Genomic DNA, 20005 nt, shown 5'->3' on the forward strand with positions numbered 1-20005 from the left:
ACAGTCCGGGTCTCTCATTTGGAGTCAACATGAATCTGCGCAACTCTGTCGCTCATCCTTCCGCCTACCACGGCGCCAACGAAACGCAAGCCTTGGGCATGGTGCCGATCGTGATCGAACAGTCGGGGCGTGGCGAGCGTTCCTATGACATCTATTCGCGCCTGTTGCGCGAGCGTGTGATCTTCCTGGTGGGGCCGGTGAACGACCAGACCGCCAACCTGGTGGTGGCGCAGCTGCTGTTTCTCGAAAGCGAAAACCCCGACAAGGAGATTTCGCTCTACATCAACTCTCCGGGTGGCAGCGTGAGCGCGGGCATGTCCATTTACGACACGATGAACTTCATCAAGCCTGACGTGTCCACGCTGTGCATCGGCATGGCAGCCAGCATGGGGGCCTTCTTGCTGTCGGCGGGCGCCAAGGGCAAGCGCTTTTCCCTGCCCAATTCCAAGATCATGATCCACCAGCCCCTGGGCGGTGCCCAGGGCCAAGCGACGGAAATCGAGATCCACGCCCGCGAAATTCTCAAGACGCGCGAGCAGTTGAACAAGATCCTGGCCGAGCGCACGGGTCAACCGTTGGAAAAGATCGAGCGCGACACCGAACGCGACTACTACCTGTCCGCCGACGAGGCCAAAGACTACGGCCTGGTCGACCAGGTGATCGCGAAACGGCCCTGAGTTTCCGGGCGGCGCGGTTTTTGCGAGGCCAATCCAGGACCTTTTTTGGGGCCTGGAACGCCCGCCCGAACAGGTCGCGCGCTTGGTTATGATCTGCCCGGGAAATCCCGGTGGGCAAGGAAGGTGATGAACATATGGCCGACAAAAAAAGCACATCCAGCGAAAAAACCTTGTACTGCTCTTTCTGCGGCAAGAGCCAGCATGAGGTGCGCAAACTGATTGCCGGCCCCTCGGTGTTCGTCTGCGACGAATGCATCGAACTGTGCAATGAAATCATTCGCGATGAGTTGCCCGCGCCCACTGACCAGAACGCGGGGCGCGGCAGTCTGCCCACCCCGGCCGAGATCAAGGCCAATCTGGACAACTACGTGATTGGCCAGGACGCCGCCAAGCGCACCCTCGCCGTGGCGGTCTATAACCACTACAAGCGCCTGCAGCACAAAGAGACCGCGCGCAAGGACGAGGTGGAACTGGCCAAGAGCAACATCCTGCTGATCGGCCCCACGGGCTCCGGCAAGACCCTGTTGGCGCAGACCCTGGCGCGCCAGCTCAACGTTCCTTTCGTGATGGCTGACGCGACCACGCTGACCGAGGCCGGTTATGTGGGCGAGGATGTCGAGAACATCATTGCCAAGCTGCTGCAGAACTGCAATTACGAGGTCGATAAGGCACAGCGCGGCATCGTCTACATCGACGAAATCGACAAGATCTCGCGCAAAAGCGATAACCCCAGCATCACGCGCGACGTCTCGGGTGAGGGCGTGCAGCAAGCTCTGCTCAAGCTGATCGAGGGCACGATGGCCTCGGTGCCGCCGCAGGGCGGACGCAAGCACCCGAACCAGGATTTCATCCAGGTTGACACCACCAACATCCTCTTCATCTGCGGCGGTGCCTTCGCCGGTCTGGAGAAGGTGATCGAGCGCCGCACGGAATCGTCCGGCATCGGTTTTGGTGCTGCCGTCAAGAGCAAGGCGCAGCGTAGCCTGACGGAAGTGTTCAAGGAAGTCGAACCGGAAGATCTGATCAAGTATGGCCTGATCCCCGAACTGGTGGGGCGCATGCCCGTGGTCGCCACGTTGGCCGAGTTGAGCGAGGATGCGCTGGTGCAGATCCTGACCGAGCCCAAGAACGCGCTGGTCAAGCAGTACGCCAAGCTGTTCGGCATGGAGGGCGTGGAGCTGGAAATCCGCCCCACGGCCCTGGCCGCGATCGCCAAGAAAAGTCTGGCTCGCAAGACCGGTGCGCGCGGGCTGCGCTCCATCATGGAGCAGTCTTTGATCGACACCATGTTCGACTTGCCCACCTTGAACAATGTGGAGAAGGTCGTGGTGGACGAGTCCACGATCGAGGAAAACAAACCGCCCTTGCTGGTCTACCGCGAGGCGGCCAAACAGGCCTGAACGGGATGCCAGGATCATGGCCTGGCCAGGCCACTTGGCAGAGGCTGGTCGGTCTTGGCCTGCATGTTTTGCCTGAAAATCAGGCAAAAAACGGGGGAACGTGGAAAGCTATCGGTTTTCCGCTGTTTCCTTCGTGGATTTGGACGGCCGAATCTTTCTTAATATTCCAGGCGGCTTAATATGCATTGCAGGGCTGGAAAAACAGGATAACCCCCCGCATCTATCAACCAGTCACCGCCTGCTCAACAAAAACACTGCAAGGACCCGCCATGTCCGGTCAAACCCATCTGCCGCCCGAACCCCTGGAACTGCCGCTGTTGCCTCTGCGCGACGTGGTCATCTTCCCCCACATGGTGATCCCGCTGTTCGTGGGGCGCCCCAAGAGCATCAAGGCCCTGGAAGCGGCTATGGAAGCCGAGCGCCGCATCATGCTGGTGGCGCAGAAAGCCGCGGCCAAGGATGAACCTCAGGTGTCGGACATGTTCGACGTGGGCTGCGTCTCCACCATCCTGCAGATGTTGAAACTGCCGGATGGCACGGTGAAGGTGCTGGTCGAGGGCCAGCAGCGCGCCAACGTCCAGAGCATCACGGAAGGTGAAACCCATTTCACCGCCACCGTGGTGCCGGTGCAAGCCGCGCCGACGGAAGGCCTGGGCGAAAAGCTGAGTAGCGAAATCGAGGCCTTGCGCCGAGCCGTGATGCAGCAGTTTGACCAGTACGTCAAGCTCAACAAGAAGATTCCGCCCGAGATCCTGACCTCGATCTCGAGCATCGATGACCCGGGCCGCCTCGCCGACACCATTGCCGCTCACCTGCCGCTCAAGCTCGAAAACAAGCAGACCGTGCTGAGTCTGTCTGAAGTCAAGGACCGGCTGGAAAACCTGTTCGAGCAGATCGAGCGGGAAGTCGACATCCTCAACGTCGACAAGCGCATCCGTGGCCGCGTCAAGCGCCAGATGGAGAAGAACCAGCGCGATTTTTATCTGAACGAACAGGTCAAGGCCATCCAGAAGGAACTGGGCGAAGGCGAGGACGGGGCAGACCTCGAGGAAATCGAGAAGAAGATCAAGCTGGCGCGCATGCCCGCCGAGGCGCGTAAGAAGGCCGAGAACGAGCTCAAGAAGCTCAAGCTCATGTCGCCCATGTCGGCCGAGGCCACGGTGGTGCGCAACTACATCGATGCCCTGGTCGGCCTGCCTTGGAGCAAGAAGACCAAGATCAAGCACGATCTGGCGAATGCCGAGGAAGTGCTGAACCAGGATCATTTCGGCCTGGAGAAGGTCAAGGACCGGATTCTCGAGTACCTCGCGGTGCAGCAGCGCGTGGACAAGGTCAAGGCCCCGATTCTGTGCCTGGTCGGCCCGCCTGGCGTGGGCAAGACCTCGTTGGGGCAATCGATCGCCAAGGCCACGGGGCGCAAGTACGTGCGCATGGCCCTGGGGGGCATGCGCGACGAGGCGGAGATCCGCGGCCACCGCCGAACCTACATCGGTGCCATGCCCGGCAAGGTGCTGCAATCGCTGGCCAAGGTTGGCACGCGCAATCCGCTGTTCCTGCTGGATGAGATCGACAAGCTCGGCACCGATTTCCGAGGCGACCCCTCGAGCGCACTGCTGGAGGTGCTGGACCCGGAGCAGAACAACAAGTTTGGTGACCATTATGTGGAGGTCGACTTCGACCTATCGGACGTGATGTTCGTCGCCACGTCCAACTCCATGAACATCCCACCGGCGCTGCTGGACCGCATGGAAGTCATTCGACTGTCGGGTTACACCGAGGACGAGAAGGTCAACATCGCCCAGCGTTACTTGAGCCCCAAGCAGCTCAAGAACAACGGCGTCAAGGACGAGGAATTGCTGATCACGGAAGACGCGATCCGTGACATCGTGCGCTACTACACCCGAGAGGCGGGCGTGCGTTCGCTGGAGCGCGAGATCTCCAAGATCTGCCGCAAGGTGGTCAAGGGCCTGCAGCTCAAAAAACTCACCCCCCAGGTTCAGGTCACGGCGGAGAACCTGCATGACTACCTGGGCGTGCGCAAGTTCACCTACGGCCGCGCCGAGCAGCAAAACCAGGTCGGACAGGTCGTGGGCCTGGCTTGGACGGAGGTGGGCGGCGATCTGCTGACCATCGAGGCCGCGCTCATGCCCGGCAAGGGCAACATCACCCGCACCGGTTCCCTGGGCGATGTGATGAAAGAGTCGGTGGAGGCCGCGCGCACCGTGGTGCGCAGCCGGGCTCGCAGCCTGGGCATCCCGGACGAGTATTTCGAGAAACGCGATCTGCACGTCCACGTACCTGATGGCGCGACGCCCAAGGACGGGCCCAGCGCCGGCGCCGCCATGACCACCGCCATGGTCTCGGCCATGACGGGCATACCCGTGCGTGGTGAAGTGGCCATGACGGGCGAAATCACTCTGCGTGGGGAAGTCACTGCCATCGGTGGGCTGAAGGAAAAACTGCTCGCCGCGCTGCGTGGCGGCATCAAGACCGTGCTGATTCCCGAGGAAAACGTGAAGGACCTTCAGGAAATCCCGGACAACGTCAAGAGCGGCCTGGACATCGTGCCGGTCAAGTGGATCGACAAGGTGTTGGAAATCGCTCTCGAGCGGCTGCCCACGCCTTTGCCGGATGATCAGCCCGTGGCCTTGGAAGCCGTGGCGCCCGCCGCGCCCGAGGCCGTCCAGGGGTCCATCAAACATTGAGCACGAGACCAAAATAATTTCGCACTCGTCTTCATGACGAGTGCGAAATTCGGTCTATAATCCTGGTCTCTTAACGCGGGAATAGCTCAGTTGGTAGAGCGCAACCTTGCCAAGGTTGAGGTCGCGAGTTCGAGCCTCGTTTCCCGCTCCAAGATTCCGAAAAGGGAAGCCCATGCTTCCCTTTTTTATTCAGCCCCGGTGGCTCGGGGTTGGAAGTTTTGAAGGCGCGATAGCAAAGCGGTTATGCAACGGATTGCAAATCCGTCTAGTCCGGTTCGACTCCGGATCGCGCCTCCAGATGCACAACGCGGGAATAGCTCAGTTGGTAGAGCGCAACCTTGCCAAGGTTGAGGTCGCGAGTTCGAGCCTCGTTTCCCGCTCCATTGCCTCGGCCTCTGCCTTGCGCCGTTTGCTTCACAATCGGGCAGATCCTCTTCCTGCAGCCTCGATGGTGAAATTGGTAGACACAGCGGACTTAAAATCCGCCGCAGCCTGAAAGGGCGCGTACCGGTTCGACCCCGGTTCGAGGCACCAAGCACTCACACCCACCCTTTTTATGGCCAGCAGCTACGACGCTCCGTTTGAAATTCATGTGCACGGTGATGTGCCTTTGCGCGCAGACGTGGCCTTTGACCAGATTCAGGAAGCGCTCAAGCCGCTCTGGAAATACGCTGGCGCGCGCACATTGGCCGAGGGTGCGCATAGCCATTACGAGGATGAACCCGGCATCCGCTTCGAGGCCGAGGAGCACATGCTGCGCCTGTGCTGGACGGTGCTGGGCGACGAGGATTTCCGCCAGTCTCTTGACGAAATGTGCATGAGCCTCAATGAGCTCTCACAGGCGGGTGCGGCCATCGAGATCACGTTCTACGACGTAGAGTTCGACGAGGAAGAGGCTGATCCGGAGACGGAGTCTCGGGACGATTTCCAAATGCTGTTTGTCGGCCCCAATCCGGGCGCCATCATGCAAGTGCAGCGCGATCTGCTGGTGCAGGACGTGATCCACGTCATGGAGCGGCACTTCGACGCCGCCGAACTCGGCGGGCTGGTGGGCGAAATCGACAATCTTTTCCGCAGCCGCTACGACGCCTTGGTCAACTCACTGGAAATTGGCAAGCCCCCGCGCGGGGCGGGTGGGTCAGGTGGCCATGGCGGCGGTCGCAAGCCGCGTCACTTGCATTGATTCCTGGCGGGCCCTGGTTCGCCCGCTGTCGTACCAATCGCCGGGGCAACCGCGCCCCGCGCTGGAAGGTGCTCCCCAATCCTGGTGATCCCTCTTTGACTGGCTTGATGTTAGTATGGGTGCAGGAGTGTGGGGGAGCTGGTGATGCTCAAATGCATACGCGTCGAGTCGCTCAAATTGGGGATGTGGGTCGAAGAACTGCGGGGCTCCTGGCAGGAGCATCCCTTTTGGCGCGACAGCTTTCTGCTGACCGACCCCAAGGATCTGGAGCGCATACGCGACAGCAGCATTCGTGAGGTCTGGATCGACAGCCGCAAGGGGCTCGATGTTCCCGCAGGCACCGAGATCGAAACCGAGGAGCAGGTCGCCTTCGAGGTCGAGCAGGAGTTCAGGGAGGCCACCCTCCCTCCCCGTGTGACCGAGCCGGTTCCGATCAAGGACGAGTTGTCTCGCGCGGCCCAGATCTGCCACCAGTCCAAGCAGGCAGTGATGTCCATGTTCCAGCAAGCCCGCATGGGCAAGACGGTGGACGCGTCCCGGGCCCAGCAATTGGTGGAAGAAATCTCCGACTCCGTCTCGCGCAACGCCAGCGCGTTGATCAGCCTGGCGCGGCTCAAGACCGCCGACGACTACACCTACATGCATTCCGTCGCTGTTTGTGCCCTGATGATTGCCTTGGCTCGGCAGATGGGCTTGAGCGATACGCAGACGCGGTCGGCCGGCCTGGCAGGCCTGCTGCATGACCTGGGGAAGGCCACCACGCCTCCTCAGGTGCTCAACAAACCGGGCAAGCTGACACCCGCAGAGTTCGACGTGATGAAGAAACACACGATCGATGGCTACCGCATGCTTCAGAGCGTCGGCAATCTTGACCCCGTCGCGCTGGATGTCTGTCTGCATCACCACGAAAAGGTGGATGGCTCGGGCTACCCAGAAGGCCTCAAGGACGAAGAGTTGAGCCTGTACGCCAAGATGGGCGCGGTATGCGATGTGTATGACGCCATCACCTCCGACCGGCCCTACAAGGCGGGCTGGGATCCCGCGCACGCCTTGCACAAGATGGCCGAATGGTCACGGGGGCATTTTGACCAGCGTGTGTTCCAGGCTTTCGTCAAGAGCCTAGGAATCTACCCAGTGGGGTCGCTGCTGCGTTTGTCTTCCGACCGCTGGGGGGCGGTGCTGGCGGTGGTCGTGGAGCAGTCGCCGAAAGCCTTGACCAAGCCGGTGGTCAAGGTGTTTTATTCGGTGGATCGGACCGCCCACATCGCGCCGCAGACCGTGGATCTTTCCTCGTCCAGCGTGATCGAGCGCATCGTCGGTCGCGAGGACCCGGTCGAATGGGAGTTCGAGGGGCTGGATCAGTTCTGGGCCGTGGCTTGAAGGCCGGGTGAGCGTCCGTCGCCCTGCGGCTCATGACTCAGTTGTTCGGGACAGGCTACAGGCGGCTCAATCAGCGCCGCTGGTATTGCGTCGCGCCATAAAGCACTTCCCGTTCCTTGTCGCTGGGCGTAGGCGTGGCCTTGCGCAGATGCGCGAGGACCTGCAGGCCGCGTTGCACGGCCGGGCGGGCCTCGATTTTGTGGAACCAGGCTTCCAGATGTGGGTAGTCACCCAAGGTAATGCCCTGGCCCTGCCAGCCGCGCAGCCAGGGGAAGACGGCGATGTCGGCTATGGAGTAGTCGGTGCCTCCCAGCCATGGGCTGCGCGCGAGACGTTGATCGATCACACCATAAAGACGCTTGGCCTCATTGGTGTAGCGGTTGATCGCGTAGTCAATCTTCAACGGCGCGTAGAGGCGGAAGTGATGGGTCTGGCCCAGCATGGGGCCAACACCGCCCATCTGGAACATCAGCCACTGCAGCACCTCGTATTTGCCGCGCGCATCGGCTGGCAGGAACAGTCCAAATTTGCCGGCCAAGTAAAGCAGGATGGCGCCGGACTCGAACAAGCTGATGGGCTGGCCATCCGGCCCTTGGCTGTCGACCAGGGCAGGAATCTTGTTGTTCGGGCTGATCTTCAGAAACTCGGGCTTGAACTGGTCACCTTCACCGATGTTGATGGGGCGGGCATGCCAGTCGCGTCCTTCGCGCCAGCCGCATTCCTCCAACATGATGTGCACCTTGTGGCCATTGGGCGTGGGCCAGGAATAGACGTCGATCATGAGAACTCCGGGAACTTCGAAAACATCAGCCGTGCGTTGCCACAACTGGCGCAAACGCTCACCCAGACATTGTGCGTCGTTTCCGTGAACCGCGTCAGCAACCCCGGGTTACTGGCGGCTCCACGACCTTGGCAGTTGGGGCGTATTTGCCCAGTTCCCATTTGGCGATCGCGTTGCGGTGCACCTCATCCGGTCCGTCGGCGAACCGCAGCGTGCGCGCGTGTGCCCAGCTGTAGGCGAGCGGGAAGTCCTGGCTGAGCCCGCCGCCGCCATGGACCTGCATGGCCCAGTCGATCACCTGGCAGGCCATGCTGGGCGCCACCACCTTGATCATCGCAATCTCCGTCTGAGCGACTTTGTTGCCTACAGTGTCCATCATCCATGCTGCCTTGAGCGTGAGCAGGCGCGCCATGTCGATCTGGCAGCGCGCCTCGGCGATGCGCTCCTGCGTCACAGTCTGGGCGGCCACGGGCTTGCCGAAGGCCACGCGCGACGAGGCCCGCTTGCACATGGATTCCAGCGCGCGTTCGGCCTGACCGATCAGCCGCATGCAGTGGTGGATGCGCCCGGGCCCCAGGCGCCCCTGGGCGATCTCGAAGCCTCGACCTTCACCCAGCAGCATGTTGGAGGCTGGCACGCGCACATTCTTGAAATCCACCTCCATGTGGCCGTGGGGTGCGTCGTCGTAGCCCATCACGGTGAGGGGGCGCATGACGGTGATGCCTGGCGTGTTCGCCGGCACCAGCACCATGCTCTGTTGCGAGTGACGCGGGGCCTCGGGATCGGTCTTACCCATGACGATGTAGATGGCGCAGCGCGGATCGCCCGCGCCGGAGGTCCACCACTTGCGGCCGTTGATCAGATAGTCCTCGCCGCTCTGGCCTGGCACGCGCTCGATGCGCGTGGCGATGTTGGTCGCGTCGCTGGAAGCCACGTCGGGCTCGGTCATCGCGAAGGCGGATCGGATCTTTCCCTCGAGCAAGGGGCGCAACCATTGCGCACGGTGCTCGGGGCTGCCGTAACGCGCGATGGTTTCCATGTTTCCGGTGTCGGGCGCCGAGCAGTTGAATACCTCGGAGGCCCAGGGCACGCGGCCCATGATCTCGGCTAGCGGCGCGTACTCCTGGTTGGTGAGGCCCGCGCCGCCCCAATCGGTGCCAGCCACCCCGGCGATCTCCGCGCTGTCGCGCGGCAGAAAGAGGTTCCATAGCCCCTCGGCACGGGCTTGTTCCTTCAGTTTTTCGATCAGGGGTAGGGGCGTCCAGCGGCGCCCCGCCGCGGTGTTGGCGGCCTGCTCCTCATGGTAGGTGGCCTCATTCGGGTGGATGTGTTTGTCCATGAAGTCTTGCAGGCGCGCGCGTAACTTCTGGGTTCGGGGTGAATAGTCGAAATCCATGGTGTCTCCTCAAGTCTCTGGGTGTGGGCGGTCGTGTTCTGTGCCGGCTCGTGGCGGGAGGTGTTGCATGCAGAGGCCCGCGTTCAGACGGCGTTCCGGGGTGTCAGCCCCGCTGTTTCGCGAACTGCCAGGCCAGCGCGGCCATGGGCCGCGCACCGGCGGCGGATTTGCGTGCCTGCGCGCTGGCGGCCGTCCCGTTTTCGACGCGCTTGGCGATGCCTTGCAGGATGGCCGCGATGCGGAACAGGTTGTAGGCTAGGTAAAAATTCCAGTCCGCGCGCAGCGTGGCAGGCGTGACGCGTCCACCGTGGTTGCCCGTGCGTTCGCAGTAGAGCGCGATGTATTCCTCTTCGAGCGGAATGCCCAGGGCCTTCAGGTCAAGGCCACCGATGCCACGGAAGTCGCCCGGTGGGATGTGCCAGGCCATGCAGTGGTAGGCGAAGTCCGCGAGCGGATGTCCCAGGGTGGAGAGTTCCCAGTCCAGCACGGCGATCACCCGGGGCTCGGTGGCATCGAACATCAGGTTGTCGAGCCGGTAGTCGCCGTGCACGATGCTGACCAGGCTGTCATCGCGGGCACTGGCGGGCAAGTGGGCCGGCAGCCAGTCCAGCAGCTGTTCCATTTCGGGGATGGCCTGCGAGAGTTCACCCGCACCATCCGCCGAGGCGCGGTATTGCTTGCCCCAACGCGCGATCTGGCGCTCCACGTAGGCCCCCGGCTTGCCGTAGTCGCCCAGACCCCGCGCACTGAAATCCACCTTGTGCAGCGCCGCGATGACCCTGTTCATTTCCAGGTAGATGGCGCGGCGTTCGGTGGGCGACAGGCCGGGCAGGGATTGCTCCCACAGCACGCGCCCGGGCATGAAGGCCATGATGTAGAAGGCACGGCCGATGACGGTTTCGTCCTCGCACAAGGCCAGCATCTCGGGCACGGGCACCTCGGTGCCGGCCAGGCCGCGCATCACGGCGTATTCCCGCTCAATGGCATGGGCCGAGGGCAGCAACTTGGCGACAGGGCCTGGCTTGGCCCGCATCACGTAGCTGCGCGTGGGCGTGATCAGTTTGTAGGTCGGGTTGGATTGCCCGCCCTTGAAGGACTCCACGGTCAGCGGACCGCTGAATCCGGGCAGATGCTGCGTCAACCAGACTTGCAGGGCCGCCGTGTCGAAGGCATGGGTGGCCGGGACGGGCCGCGTGCCGACATAAGGGTTGTCACGTTCACTGTCGTTGGGGGGCATGGTCTCCTCGCGTCTCTGTTGGTCTGTCGCTCATGCCCGGCTTGCCGCCCGCTGTATCTAGGTGTCCCGGACTTGTTCTGTCTCGGCGATGCGCATCAGCGCCTCGCGGCTGCGCACCACCAGGCCACCGGGCTCGATGCGTATGGCGTCCTCGCGCTCCATGGCCTTGAGTTCCTGGTTCACGCGCTGACGGGAGGCTCCCAGCAGCTGCGCCAGTTCCTCCTGCGCCAGGTGCAGGCCAATGCGGGTCTCGTTCGCCGCGTTCAAGGACGGCGTGCCGTAGCTGCGCACCAGATGCAGCAGCTGCTTGGCGAGACGCGCGCGCAGGGGCAGGGTGTTCAAGTCCTCGACTAGGCCGTAAAGCGAGCGGATGCGTCGCGCCTGCAGGCGCAGCAGGGCCGCGTAGAGTTCGGCATGGGTGTCCAGCAACTTCTGGAAATCGGCCTTGGCCACGCGCAAGGTGCTCGTCTCGCCATGGGCATAGGCATCGTGAGTGCGCAGATCGCCGTCGAAGAGCGCTGTGTCGCCCAGCCACACACCCGGTTCCACGTAGGCCAGGGTGATCTGCTTGCCCGCCAGCGTGGTCGAACTGACGCGGATGGCCCCCTTGGCGCAGGCGATCCAGTCTTCTGGCGGATCGCCTCGCGCGGCCAGCAGTTCGCCGTCTTTGTGACGCATGACGTAGGCGCATCGCAGGATGTCGTGGCGGAGGGTTGGTGAGAGAGAGGAAAACCATCGGCCCGCGTTGATCGCGGTCCGTTCCTCGATGGTAAGTTTGGGTTCGTCCATGGTCTGTCCGCTGGGTGACTCGGGCACTTGCGTGGGCTGCTGAACTTGTCCTGTGCGCGACGGGGGCGTGCTCAGAAGGCGGCTGGGTTCATGCGCGCTGGTTCATTCGAATTCGGGCGCCTGCCGGTTCAGGAAAGCGGCAATGCCGATGCCCGCGTTCGGGTGATTCAGGTTGCGCACGAAATGTTCTTGTTCCTCGGCCAGATGCGCGTGCAGGCTGTTGTGTACGGCAGTCTCCAGAAGTTCTTTGCCGCTGGCGAGCACGTTGGGGGCTTGGGCGTTGACTTGAACTGCCAACGCCAGCGCCGTGTCCAGGGCATGCCCAGGCTCGCAGACGCGATTGACCAGACCCAGGGCGTGCAGGCGCGAGGCGCCGATGCGTTCGCCCGCGAGCAGCAGCTCGCTGGCGAACTGGCGGGGCAAGCTGCGCGCGAGCTGCCAGCTGGTGCCGCCGTCGGGGGAAAGGCCCACCTGGCCATAGGAGGTCAGGAAAACCGCGTCGCTGGCGGCAACGATCAAGTCGCAGGACAGCGCGAGCGCGAACCCTGCGCCGGCGGCGTACCCTTCCACGGCGGCGATGACCGGTTTGGGAAAGGCACGGATGGCTTCAATCCATCCGTGCAGCTGATCAATGCTCTGAGTCTGCACTGCGGGCGGCTGTTGTCGGTTGGCTTGCAGGCGGTTCAGATCACCGCCCGCGCAGAAAGTGGTTCCTTCACCGATCAGAATAACGCTGCGCACATCCGGGTTGGTTTCGGCCACATTCAAGGCCTCAATGCCCGCAGCGTAGATGGCGGGGCCCAGTGCGTTGCGTTGGCCTGGGTTGGAGACGGTCAGCACCATGGTCAGACCGTGGGTGCTGCTTTTGAGTTGCGCGCTCATGCCTGCTTCGTCCGAGGTTGTTTGTCGTGGTTGGGCTTCATTCTTCCTCATGCAGCAGGGACAGGCCGATGGCGCCGCGCCGACGCAGCCAGGGACTGGGTCGGTAACGCGGGTCACCATACACCGTCTGCAGATTGAAGAGCACTTCCAGCACGTTGGTGGGGCCGCACCGGTCGCCCAAGGCCAGGGGGCCGAGCGGGTAGGCCAGGCCCAAGGTGACCGCCATTTCCAGGTCGGCCGGCGTGCAGATGCGCTGCTGGCAGATGTCCGCCGCCACGTTGACGATGCCGGCCACCACGCGTTGCGTGACGAAACCACCGCTGTCGCGGATCACGCTGACGGCCTTGCCATCGCGCGCGAACAGCGCATGGGCGGCGTTGCGCATGTCGGGGCGGGTCGCCGGGTTGGTGGCCAGCACGCGGCGCCGCGTCACGGCGTCCTCGAGCAACAGGTCGATGCCGACGGTGCGTGCAGGGTCCAGGCGTTCGACCACCGCGATCGTGGTCACGTCATGGCCCAGGGGGGCCACCAGCGTGAGCGCCGCCGTCGAAGGCGTTTGACCGGTTTCGATCTTCGCGTCCAGGTCTTTCAGCAACTGGTACAGCTCGGCACGGCGCGCGGCGCGCGGGGACACCCAGACTGGCGGGAGCTCCGCCACCGGGGGCACGGGCGGTTCAGGCGGCAATTCGGGCTGACCCTCCACGTAACGGTAAAAGCCTTCGCTGGTCTTGCGGCCCAGCAGGCCACCCGCGAGGCGCTGGGCCGTGATCACGCTCGGGCGGTAGCGCGCTTCCTCGTAGTACTGGCGGTAGATGGATTCCATCACCGGGTGCGACACGTCCAGCCCCGTCAGGTCCATCAGTTCGAAAGGCCCAAGCTTGAAGCCCACCTGATCGCGCAGGATGCGATCGATGGTCGCGTAGTCGGCCACGCCCTCGCTGGCGATGCGCAAGGCCTCGGTGCCGTAGGCACGGCCAGCGTGGTTGACGATGAAGCCGGGCGTGTCCTGTGCCTGCACGGGCTGGTGGCCCATCTGGCGCGCGTACACGGTCAGCTGTTTGCAGACGGGCGGGTCGGTCTTGAGGCCGGGGATGACTTCGACCACCTTCATCACAGGCACCGGGTTGAAGAAGTGATAACCGGCCAGGCGCTGCGGGTGTTGGAGCGCGGACCCGATCGCCGTGACCGACAGCGAGGAGGTGTTGGTGGCCAGCACGGTCTGGGGCTTGACGATGGCCTCCAGCTCGATGAAGAGTTGTTGCTTGACCTGTAGGTTCTCGACCACGGCCTCGATCACGAGGTCACAGTCAGCCAGCTCGCCGAGTTGGGTGGCGCCGCGCAGGCATGCCTTGCCGGCGGAGGCAGCGTCGGCCGTGAGCCGGCCTTTGCCGACCTGCTTGTCCCATTGCTCGCCTATCGATTGCATCGCGGCTGTCACGGCATCGGGGTTGGTGTCGTGTAAGGTCACTCGGCTGCCTGCCTGGGCGGCGATCTGCGCGATACCTCGACCCATGGCGCCGGCACCGATCACGGCGACGCGGGGGAACAAGGGCGAGGATTCCAGTGGGGATGGGCTCATGGCGGGAATTATCGGGGCGGCATGGCGGTGGCCGGGGCCAGTCGGCGTGTGCTTGCGTGGTGACGGCTTGTCACGCGTGTTTCAGCGCTCAGGTCGACGCGCATGTCAGTGCGCCAGCACCTCGGGGTTCACGATGTTGCTGGGCTGGCCTTGCATGAAGTGGAGCAGATTGTCGAAGGCTGTGCCGAAGTACAGCTCGTAGTTGTCGCGTTCGACATAACCGATGTGCGGGGTGCAGATGCAGTTGCCCAGGCTCAGCAGGGGATGGTCCACCGCGATGGGTTCGGACTCGAACACGTCGATGGCCGCCATGCCGGGGCGGCCTTGGCGCAGCGCATGCAGCAGGGCGTCTGGTTCGAGCAGTTCAGCGCGCGAGGTGTTGACCAGCAGGGCTGTGGCTTGCATGCGCGCGAGGTCCTGTGCGGTCACGATGCCTCGCGTGGCGTCGTTCAGGCGCAAGTGGAGGCTGAGCACGTCGCTGCCCGCGAAAAAGTCCTCGCGGCTGGCAGCGGCTGCGAAACCGTCGTGCACGGCTTGCTGCCGTGATGCCTCGCTGCCCCAGATCCACACTCGCATGCCAAAAGCCCGGCCGTAAGCCGCCACCATCTGGCCGATCTTGCCGTAGCCCCAAATCCCCAGGGTCTTGCCGCGCAGGGACGTGCCCAGGCCGAAGGCGGGCGGCCAGCCAGCCTCGCTGTCGACGGGACCACCGCTCGCTTTGTCGAAGCCGGTTCTTTGCCAGATCCCCTGCTTGAGGTTTCCGATGTAGTGAGGCAGACGACGTGTCGCGGCCATCACCAGGGCCCAGGTGAGTTCCGCTGGAGCGATGGGGCTGCCGGCTCCTTCTGCCACGGCCACGCCGCGTTCCGTGCAGGCCGCCAGGTCGATGTGCGAGCCGATGCGGCCAGTCTGGCTGATGAATTTCAGCTGGGGAAGTTTGTTCAGCAGGGCGCGGGTGATGTGTGTGCGTTCGCGGATCAGCACCAGCGCTTCTGCGTCACGCAAACGGATGGCGAGTTGCCCCAGGCCCCTGACGGTGTTGGTGTAGACCTTGTAGTGCAGGCCGTCCAGCTTGCGAGCGCAATCAAGTTGACGGACAACATCCTGATAGTCGTCCAATATGGCGATGTTCATGCACCTTATTGTGCATGGGCTGCTTGGGGTCTACCGTCGTTCGCGTGACTGTGAAGGCTCAAGGGCAGAACCGTATCCGTATGCCTTGTTCGGTGGCGGCAACGAAGCGCGTCGCCCTGGTTTGGTGTCAGCGATAGGCGCCAGCAGTCATGCGCTCCAGCTCGGCACAGACCTCGGCCATGCGGCCGGAAATGACCATGCGCTGCGCGGTGCAAGAGGGGTCGTGGGCCGGCAGGTTGGACCGGGCGCGCACCACGCGCACGGCCGGACGTGCAGGCGTATTCAGCGGCGATCGCAAGGTCGGTGCGCTCGCGAGGGAGAAGAACCGGGGAGAGGGCAGGGTCATCGCGGACATGGTGCTTTCCTCACATCAGCATGGTGTTGCGGATCAGGCCCACGGCCAGACCCTCGATTTCAAAAGCGTCACCTGGCTCGACCACGATGGGTTGGTAATCCGGGTTCTCGGGCAGCAGTTCCACCACGTCCTTGTTGCGACGGTAGCGCTTGACCGTCACTTCCTCGCCCAGTCGGGCCACCACGATCTGGCCGTTCTTGGCTTCCTTGGCAGTCTGCACGGCCAGCAGATCGCCGTCCATGATGCCTGCGTCGCGCATGGACATGCCGCGTACCTTGAGCAGGTAATCCGGCTTGCGTTGGAACAGGGAGCTTTCAACGTAGTAGGTCTGATCCACATGTTCTTGCGCCAGGATGGGCGAACCGGCGGCCACGCGGCCCACCAGGGGCAGAGCCAGTTGCGCCGCGCCCGCCGCCACTTTTTCACCGATACTGGACAAGGACGAAGAGAGGGTGGCACGCAGCGCCTTGCTCTTGAGCCGGATGCCGCGCGAGGTGCCGCTGACCAGTTCGATCACGCCCTTGCGTGCCAGGGCTTGCAGGTGCTCTTCTGCCGCGTTGGCGGACTTGAAACCGAGCTCATTGGCGATTTCGGCGCGCGTCGGCGGCGCGCCCGTGTTGGCGATGGCGCTTTGGATCAGGTCCAGAATCTGTTGCTGGCGGGCCGTGAGCTTGGCGGGAGGGGCATCGTTCGGCAAGTCCATGGTGTGGCTCCTGTAGTGCTAACCAACTGTCTTCATATCCAGTAACTGTATTTTTCAACAGTTTTCAAGAGAATGCAAGTAAAAACTTCCGACAAGGCGCAAAAAATCGTGGTTCTTGGCACCGGAGGCACGATTGCCGGGCTTTCCACGCCGGAAAAGGGCGCCGGGGCTTATGTGGCGGGGCAGAAGCCCGTCGAGGAACTGCTGGCGGGCCTGGCCATCCCGGCCGCGTTGACCGGGCTCGCAATCCAGAGCGAGCAGGTGGCCCAGATCGACAGCAAAGACATGGACCTGCCGGTCTGGCAGGCGCTGCTGCGGCGTTGCCAGCATGGGCTGGCGCAGGCCGAGGTGCGCGGTGTGCTGATCACCCACGGCACGGACACGCTGGAAGAAACCGCCTGGCTCCTGGAGTTACTGTTGGGACCCCTGCTGCGCGGACTGGGCAAGCCCTTGGTGCTGACTTGCGCGATGCGGCCCGCCGATGCACCGGACGCCGATGGCCCGGGCAATCTGCGCGACGCTTTGCGCGTGATGGTCGATCCGCAGGCGCAGGGCGTGCTGGTTGTGTGCGCAGGCCGTGTCATGCGCGCGCGCGCGGTGCAGAAGGTGCACGCGACCCGGCTCGATGCATTTCGCTCTATCGGGCAGCCCGATGCGGGGTGCTTGGTGAACGACCCGGCAGGGACTGCGGGGCGCGGCGTGTCTTGGTCCCCGCAGCAGGAGCCGCAGGGCATGCAACAAGGGCTGGGCACGCGGGATGCACGGGGCGTGGCTGTGACTGGGCAGGCGTGCGCCCCCCTGCTGGCGGCCGCGCTGGATGCCGCAGTCTGGCCACGCGTTGAACTGCTGTACAGCCATGCGGCCGCGAGTGCAGCCCTGGTGCAAGCCGTGTGTGACGCCGATCTGGCGCGGCGGCTGGGTAGTCCGCCCCTGCGCGGCCTGGTGGTCGCGGCCACGGGCAATGGCACGGTTCATCATGAACTGGAAGCTGCCTTGCGTCACGCGCAGTCATGCGGCGTGCGGGTGCTGCTCGCCACCCGCTGCGCCGAGGGCGGGCTGCGGGCCCGCGTCCGCTCGACTGCGGGGCAGGACGAGGGGTTCTCGACCACGGACCTGAGCCCGCTGAAGGCGCGCCTGGCCCTGATGCTGGAATTGCTCGATGGGCGCTGATTTTTCCTCCCGCCTGCTGTCCAGCACCTGGGCCTATCCCGCGCTGGAGGTGCTGCACCTGGTCGGCGTTGCCTTGTTGCTGGGTAATCTGGTCCTGCTCGAAATGCGGGTGTTTGGCTGGGGCCGGGCTTTGCCCGCGCATGAACTTGCCCGACTTGCGTTGACGCTGGCCGCGGCGGGCTTCGGGCTGGCCGTGTTGTCGGGCGGGCTGATGTTCGCCGCCCAGCCCGCCGAGCTGATCGCCAACCGCGCATTCACCTTCAAGATGCTGCTGTTATTGGCGGCGGCGTGTAATGCGGCCTGGTTCCATGGTCGAGGTTCCCTGGACAAGCTGGACGCGCTCGCGCGGGCGCAGATGGTCCTGTCCACCCTGATCTGGCTCGCCGTGCTGGCTTGCGGCCGTTGGATCGCCTACCTGTGAGCCACCCTGCTTTTGTGCCTGATTGATCATCTGCTTTGAGGAGATGCCCCATGCAACGTCGTCACTTCGTTCTGGCCGCGCTGTCCCTGCCCGGTGTCGTGCAAGCCCACCACGGGTGGAGCAGTTTTGACCAGCAGCGCCCGCTCTGGCTGCAAGGCCGCGTGGTCAGCGTGCGCTGGCAAAACCCCCACGCGGAATTCGTGCTCGAGCGGCCCGCCTCGCCCAGCCTGCCCGCCGACCTGAAGCAGCGCCGCCTGCCGCCTCAGAGCGCGCCCGTGGATGGTGTCGCGCTGCTGGCGCAGGCGCAGTTACCCCGTCGCCAGGACCGCCGCTGGGAGGTCGAGTTGGCCCCGTTGTCGCGCATGAACGCTTGGGGCGTCACGCCGCTCAAGGTGGGCGATGCGGTCGGTGTGCTGGGCTTCAGCTTCATCGACGAAAAGGGCGACGCTCTCTTGCGGGCCGAATACCTGTTCGTGGGCGAGCAGGTGTACGGCTTGCGCTCGAGTCCGGCCTGAAGTCGTCACAGACCCTCACAGCCTGCCTGAGATCCTCCGCGCCAGGCTGGTCTGCGTCATGCAGGACGGGCCTGAGCCGCATCCTGGCCCGGCGCCCCGGCATAGGCAGCGGAAAGCTCGCGGTAATAACGCGAGTTGAACGCCACGAGGGTGATCACCAGGCCGAGGAAACCGGCCACGGTGAACACCAGGGCGATGCCCCGTGCCTGTCCGCTGCCAAACCAGCTGCCGATGGCCTGGGCTCCAGCGCCATCGGTCATGAAGGGGATCACCACGAACTGCGTCAACGGTCCGACCAGGAAGGCCGTGAGGGGAGATGCAGCCTGTTCGATGGACTGGGCAAAGCCGAAAACGCGGCCTTGCCGTTCCAGGGGGACCACCTTTTGCAGTGTCGTCTGCTCGGCGGCTTCGGCATAAGGCGCGAGCAGCATCCACATGAAACACCCGGCCACCAGCAGCCAGTACGAGGACTGGAGGGTGAAGACGCAACACACCAGCCAAGTGACGACGTTCACCATCATCAACGTCTTGAGCGGGTTCTTGCCCAGTCCGGTCCGGGCGATGACGATGCCGGAGATGATGAAGGCAGTGGACAGGACGCCGAAGGTCAAGCCCCAGGCCTCCACCGACACCAGGGACAGGCCATAGGCGTCGAGCAGCGCCATGAAGATGCCGCCCAGGAAATTGTTGAAGGTGGCGAACAGGATCAACGCGAACAGGCCCGGCACGGCCGCCACCACCGCGATGGTGCCTGCAAGGTCGATCTTGCTGACAGGCTTGTCTTGTGGCGGCGTTTGCGCGGTGGAGGGCGAGGGCGCATCCAGCGGCTGGGCCGGCGTTTCATCCACTTTCAGCATGCCGAGATGGACAAAGGCCAGCACCGTCAGCCCCAGCGCCAGCAGCAGGGTGCCGAACATGCCCGTGTGGGCGACCAGAAAGCCCGAAATCACCGAGGTGGTCAGAAATCCGATGCCCGTGACCATGCCCACCAGCCCGTTGGCCCGGTCGCGCCGGTCCTCGGGGATCAGCATCGTCACCAAGGTCGGCAAGGCAATCGAACGGATGTTGCCCGCGATCACACCCAGCATGACCAGCAGCACGAAGGCCCAGAGCCACAACCCGTAAGGATCGGTGAAAACGCCTTGCGGCGCGGCCTGCAGCACGCCGAAGGACAACGCGTAAAAGACAAAGGACACCGCGCTCGATCCCAGCATGGCCCGCTTTTTGGCATGGTGGTCCACGAGAGATCCAAACCACAGGCCGAAGGCGGCGGTGAACACCAGGTAGATGCCGGCGATCATGCCGGTCGCGAACACCGAATGGGTTTCCAGGAAGACCCAGAAGGTGATCGCGAACCACACGGTGAAGTTGGTGATGTTGGCGACGAGGTTGTTGCCCAGGATGTGATGGAAGAGGATAGGCATTGCAGTGATCTGTTGACGGCCATGGCGGCGAAGCCATGGGGCACTGGCGGAACGCCAGTGCCTGGACGAATGGATCCACCGGATGCTATGGGCCAGCCGTCTGCCTTGACGACGAAGCAGGGCGGGGGATTTCGACAGCCTCCGTGTGTTCAAGCTCGGTTCAGCGGTAGCGTGCGACTCGGGCAGGACGAAAACTGACCCGTCAGCCTGGTGGTTCGTCGTCCACCGTCGCCTAGCGTCGTTGCGTCCTTGAATACAGCCCGGCTTGCAAAGC

Annotated in this window: 18 protein-coding genes and 4 tRNA genes; 12 read left to right on the forward strand and 10 right to left on the reverse strand. The window is 63.7% G+C overall.

Features of this window, described 5'->3' with window-relative positions; translation table 11 throughout:
- The first annotated feature begins 29 nt into the window (after positions 1-29).
- The 9 genes from clpP (at position 30) to AZ34_RS07585 (ending at position 7345) form a co-directional block, all read left to right on the forward strand.
- Positions 30-677 (forward strand): ATP-dependent Clp endopeptidase proteolytic subunit ClpP, encoded by a 648-nt coding sequence (gene clpP / locus AZ34_RS07545; protein WP_051509609.1) that lies wholly within the window; start codon positions 30-32, stop codon positions 675-677.
- A gap of 134 nt (positions 678-811) precedes the next feature.
- Positions 812-2077 (forward strand): ATP-dependent Clp protease ATP-binding subunit ClpX, encoded by a 1266-nt coding sequence (clpX, locus tag AZ34_RS07550; protein WP_035606631.1) that lies wholly within the window; start codon positions 812-814, stop codon positions 2075-2077.
- 269 nt (positions 2078-2346) lie between these two features.
- Positions 2347-4782, forward strand: a complete 2436-nt coding sequence (lon, locus tag AZ34_RS07555) for an endopeptidase La (RefSeq protein ID WP_035606634.1) — start codon at positions 2347-2349, stop codon at positions 4780-4782.
- Positions 4783-4857: 75 nt separating this feature from the next.
- A tRNA-Gly gene (locus tag AZ34_RS07560) sits at positions 4858-4933 on the forward strand.
- Positions 4934-5005: 72 nt separating this feature from the next.
- Positions 5006-5079, forward strand: a tRNA-Cys gene (locus AZ34_RS07565).
- A gap of 10 nt (positions 5080-5089) precedes the next feature.
- Positions 5090-5165, forward strand: a tRNA-Gly gene (locus AZ34_RS07570).
- Between the two features lie 59 nt (positions 5166-5224).
- Positions 5225-5316 (forward strand) — tRNA-Leu (locus AZ34_RS07575).
- Positions 5317-5338: 22 nt separating this feature from the next.
- A complete protein-coding gene (locus AZ34_RS07580) occupies positions 5339-5965 on the forward strand; it encodes a DUF6806 family protein (protein WP_035606637.1) in 627 nt (208 codons plus the stop codon).
- A 144-nt stretch (positions 5966-6109) separates the two neighbouring features.
- Positions 6110-7345: an HD-GYP domain-containing protein gene (locus AZ34_RS07585; protein ID WP_035606640.1), complete on the forward strand. Its 1236-nt coding sequence runs from the start codon at positions 6110-6112 to the stop codon at positions 7343-7345.
- A gap of 70 nt (positions 7346-7415) precedes the next feature.
- Here the strand turns inward: AZ34_RS07585 and AZ34_RS07590 are convergent, their stop codons facing one another.
- From AZ34_RS07590 to lexA, 9 genes are all read right to left on the reverse strand, one after another.
- Positions 7416-8126, reverse strand: coding sequence for a glutathione binding-like protein (locus tag AZ34_RS07590; RefSeq protein ID WP_035606643.1), 711 nt, complete (start codon positions 8124-8126; stop codon positions 7416-7418).
- A gap of 94 nt (positions 8127-8220) precedes the next feature.
- On the reverse strand, positions 8221-9522 hold the full coding sequence (locus tag AZ34_RS07595) for an acyl-CoA dehydrogenase family protein (RefSeq protein ID WP_035606646.1): 1302 nt from the start codon (positions 9520-9522) through the stop codon (positions 8221-8223).
- A 103-nt stretch (positions 9523-9625) separates the two neighbouring features.
- Positions 9626-10759, reverse strand: coding sequence for a phosphotransferase (locus tag AZ34_RS07600; protein ID WP_035606650.1), 1134 nt, complete (start codon positions 10757-10759; stop codon positions 9626-9628).
- Positions 10760-10816: 57 nt separating this feature from the next.
- The gene (locus AZ34_RS07605) at positions 10817-11548 is read right to left on the reverse strand and encodes a Crp/Fnr family transcriptional regulator (protein WP_035606653.1); all 732 of its coding nucleotides are present in this window, start codon (positions 11546-11548) and stop codon (positions 10817-10819) included.
- A gap of 102 nt (positions 11549-11650) precedes the next feature.
- A complete protein-coding gene (locus tag AZ34_RS07610; protein ID WP_035606656.1) occupies positions 11651-12430 on the reverse strand; it encodes an oxepin-CoA hydrolase, alternative type in 780 nt (259 codons plus the stop codon).
- 37 nt (positions 12431-12467) lie between these two features.
- The gene (locus AZ34_RS07615) at positions 12468-14009 is read right to left on the reverse strand and encodes a 3-hydroxyacyl-CoA dehydrogenase (protein WP_035606659.1); all 1542 of its coding nucleotides are present in this window, start codon (positions 14007-14009) and stop codon (positions 12468-12470) included.
- A 105-nt stretch (positions 14010-14114) separates the two neighbouring features.
- Positions 14115-15143 carry a D-2-hydroxyacid dehydrogenase family protein gene (locus tag AZ34_RS07620; RefSeq protein ID WP_035606662.1) on the reverse strand — a complete coding sequence of 343 codons (1029 nt, stop codon included), beginning with the start codon at positions 15141-15143 and terminating at the stop codon, positions 14115-14117.
- Between the two features lie 127 nt (positions 15144-15270).
- Entirely contained in the window at positions 15271-15498 is a 228-nt protein-coding gene (locus tag AZ34_RS07625) for a hypothetical protein (protein WP_035606666.1), read from the reverse strand.
- A 10-nt stretch (positions 15499-15508) separates the two neighbouring features.
- A complete protein-coding gene (gene lexA, locus AZ34_RS07630) occupies positions 15509-16201 on the reverse strand; it encodes a transcriptional repressor LexA (protein WP_035606669.1) in 693 nt (230 codons plus the stop codon).
- A 72-nt stretch (positions 16202-16273) separates the two neighbouring features.
- Between lexA and AZ34_RS07635 the strand changes: the two genes are divergently transcribed.
- The 3 genes from AZ34_RS07635 to AZ34_RS07645 are packed head-to-tail and all read left to right on the forward strand — an operon-like array spanning position 16274 to position 18307.
- Entirely contained in the window at positions 16274-17371 is a 1098-nt protein-coding gene (locus AZ34_RS07635; RefSeq protein WP_035606672.1) for an asparaginase, read from the forward strand.
- Positions 17361-17792: a hypothetical protein gene (locus AZ34_RS07640; protein WP_035606675.1), complete on the forward strand. Its 432-nt coding sequence runs from the start codon at positions 17361-17363 to the stop codon at positions 17790-17792. Before AZ34_RS07635 ends, AZ34_RS07640 begins: the two co-directional genes overlap by 11 nt.
- Positions 17793-17842: 50 nt before the next feature.
- A complete protein-coding gene (locus AZ34_RS07645) occupies positions 17843-18307 on the forward strand; it encodes a DUF6152 family protein (RefSeq protein ID WP_035606677.1) in 465 nt (154 codons plus the stop codon).
- 56 nt (positions 18308-18363) lie between these two features.
- Here the strand turns inward: AZ34_RS07645 and AZ34_RS07650 are convergent, their stop codons facing one another.
- Entirely contained in the window at positions 18364-19731 is a 1368-nt protein-coding gene (locus AZ34_RS07650) for an MFS transporter (RefSeq protein WP_035606680.1), read from the reverse strand.
- Positions 19732-20005: the final 274 nt, after the last annotated feature.

The sequence above is a fragment of the Hylemonella gracilis str. Niagara R genome, assembly GCF_000600295.1.
In the GTDB taxonomy this organism is placed as follows: domain Bacteria; phylum Pseudomonadota; class Gammaproteobacteria; order Burkholderiales; family Burkholderiaceae_C; genus Hylemonella; species Hylemonella gracilis_A.

Bases quoted from the DNA above. Each gene is read 5' to 3' on its own strand.
- AZ34_RS07650 (WP_035606680.1), bottom strand. From the start codon at position 19,731: ATGCCTATCCTCTTCCATCACATCCTGGGCAACAACCTCGTCGCCAAC.
- AZ34_RS07645 (WP_035606677.1), top strand. From the start codon at position 17,843: ATGCAACGTCGTCACTTCGTTCTGGCCGCGCTGTCCCTGCCCGGTGTC.
- lexA (WP_035606669.1), bottom strand. From the start codon at position 16,201: ATGGACTTGCCGAACGATGCCCCTCCCGCCAAGCTCACGGCCCGCCAG.
- AZ34_RS07580 (WP_035606637.1), top strand. From the start codon at position 5,339: ATGGCCAGCAGCTACGACGCTCCGTTTGAAATTCATGTGCACGGTGAT.
- clpP (WP_051509609.1), top strand. From the start codon at position 30: ATGAATCTGCGCAACTCTGTCGCTCATCCTTCCGCCTACCACGGCGCC.
- AZ34_RS07615 (WP_035606659.1), bottom strand. From the start codon at position 14,009: ATGAGCCCATCCCCACTGGAATCCTCGCCCTTGTTCCCCCGCGTCGCC.
- AZ34_RS07625 (WP_035606666.1), bottom strand. From the start codon at position 15,498: ATGTCCGCGATGACCCTGCCCTCTCCCCGGTTCTTCTCCCTCGCGAGC.
- AZ34_RS07620 (WP_035606662.1), bottom strand. From the start codon at position 15,143: ATGAACATCGCCATATTGGACGACTATCAGGATGTTGTCCGTCAACTT.
- AZ34_RS07635 (WP_035606672.1), top strand. From the start codon at position 16,274: ATGCAAGTAAAAACTTCCGACAAGGCGCAAAAAATCGTGGTTCTTGGC.
- AZ34_RS07640 (WP_035606675.1), top strand. From the start codon at position 17,361: ATGGGCGCTGATTTTTCCTCCCGCCTGCTGTCCAGCACCTGGGCCTAT.
- AZ34_RS07610 (WP_035606656.1), bottom strand. From the start codon at position 12,430: ATGAGCGCGCAACTCAAAAGCAGCACCCACGGTCTGACCATGGTGCTG.
- AZ34_RS07605 (WP_035606653.1), bottom strand. From the start codon at position 11,548: ATGGACGAACCCAAACTTACCATCGAGGAACGGACCGCGATCAACGCG.
- AZ34_RS07585 (WP_035606640.1), top strand. From the start codon at position 6,110: ATGCTCAAATGCATACGCGTCGAGTCGCTCAAATTGGGGATGTGGGTC.
- AZ34_RS07595 (WP_035606646.1), bottom strand. From the start codon at position 9,522: ATGGATTTCGACTATTCACCCCGAACCCAGAAGTTACGCGCGCGCCTG.
- clpX (WP_035606631.1), top strand. From the start codon at position 812: ATGGCCGACAAAAAAAGCACATCCAGCGAAAAAACCTTGTACTGCTCT.
- AZ34_RS07590 (WP_035606643.1), bottom strand. From the start codon at position 8,126: ATGATCGACGTCTATTCCTGGCCCACGCCCAATGGCCACAAGGTGCAC.
- AZ34_RS07600 (WP_035606650.1), bottom strand. From the start codon at position 10,759: ATGCCCCCCAACGACAGTGAACGTGACAACCCTTATGTCGGCACGCGG.
- lon (WP_035606634.1), top strand. From the start codon at position 2,347: ATGTCCGGTCAAACCCATCTGCCGCCCGAACCCCTGGAACTGCCGCTG.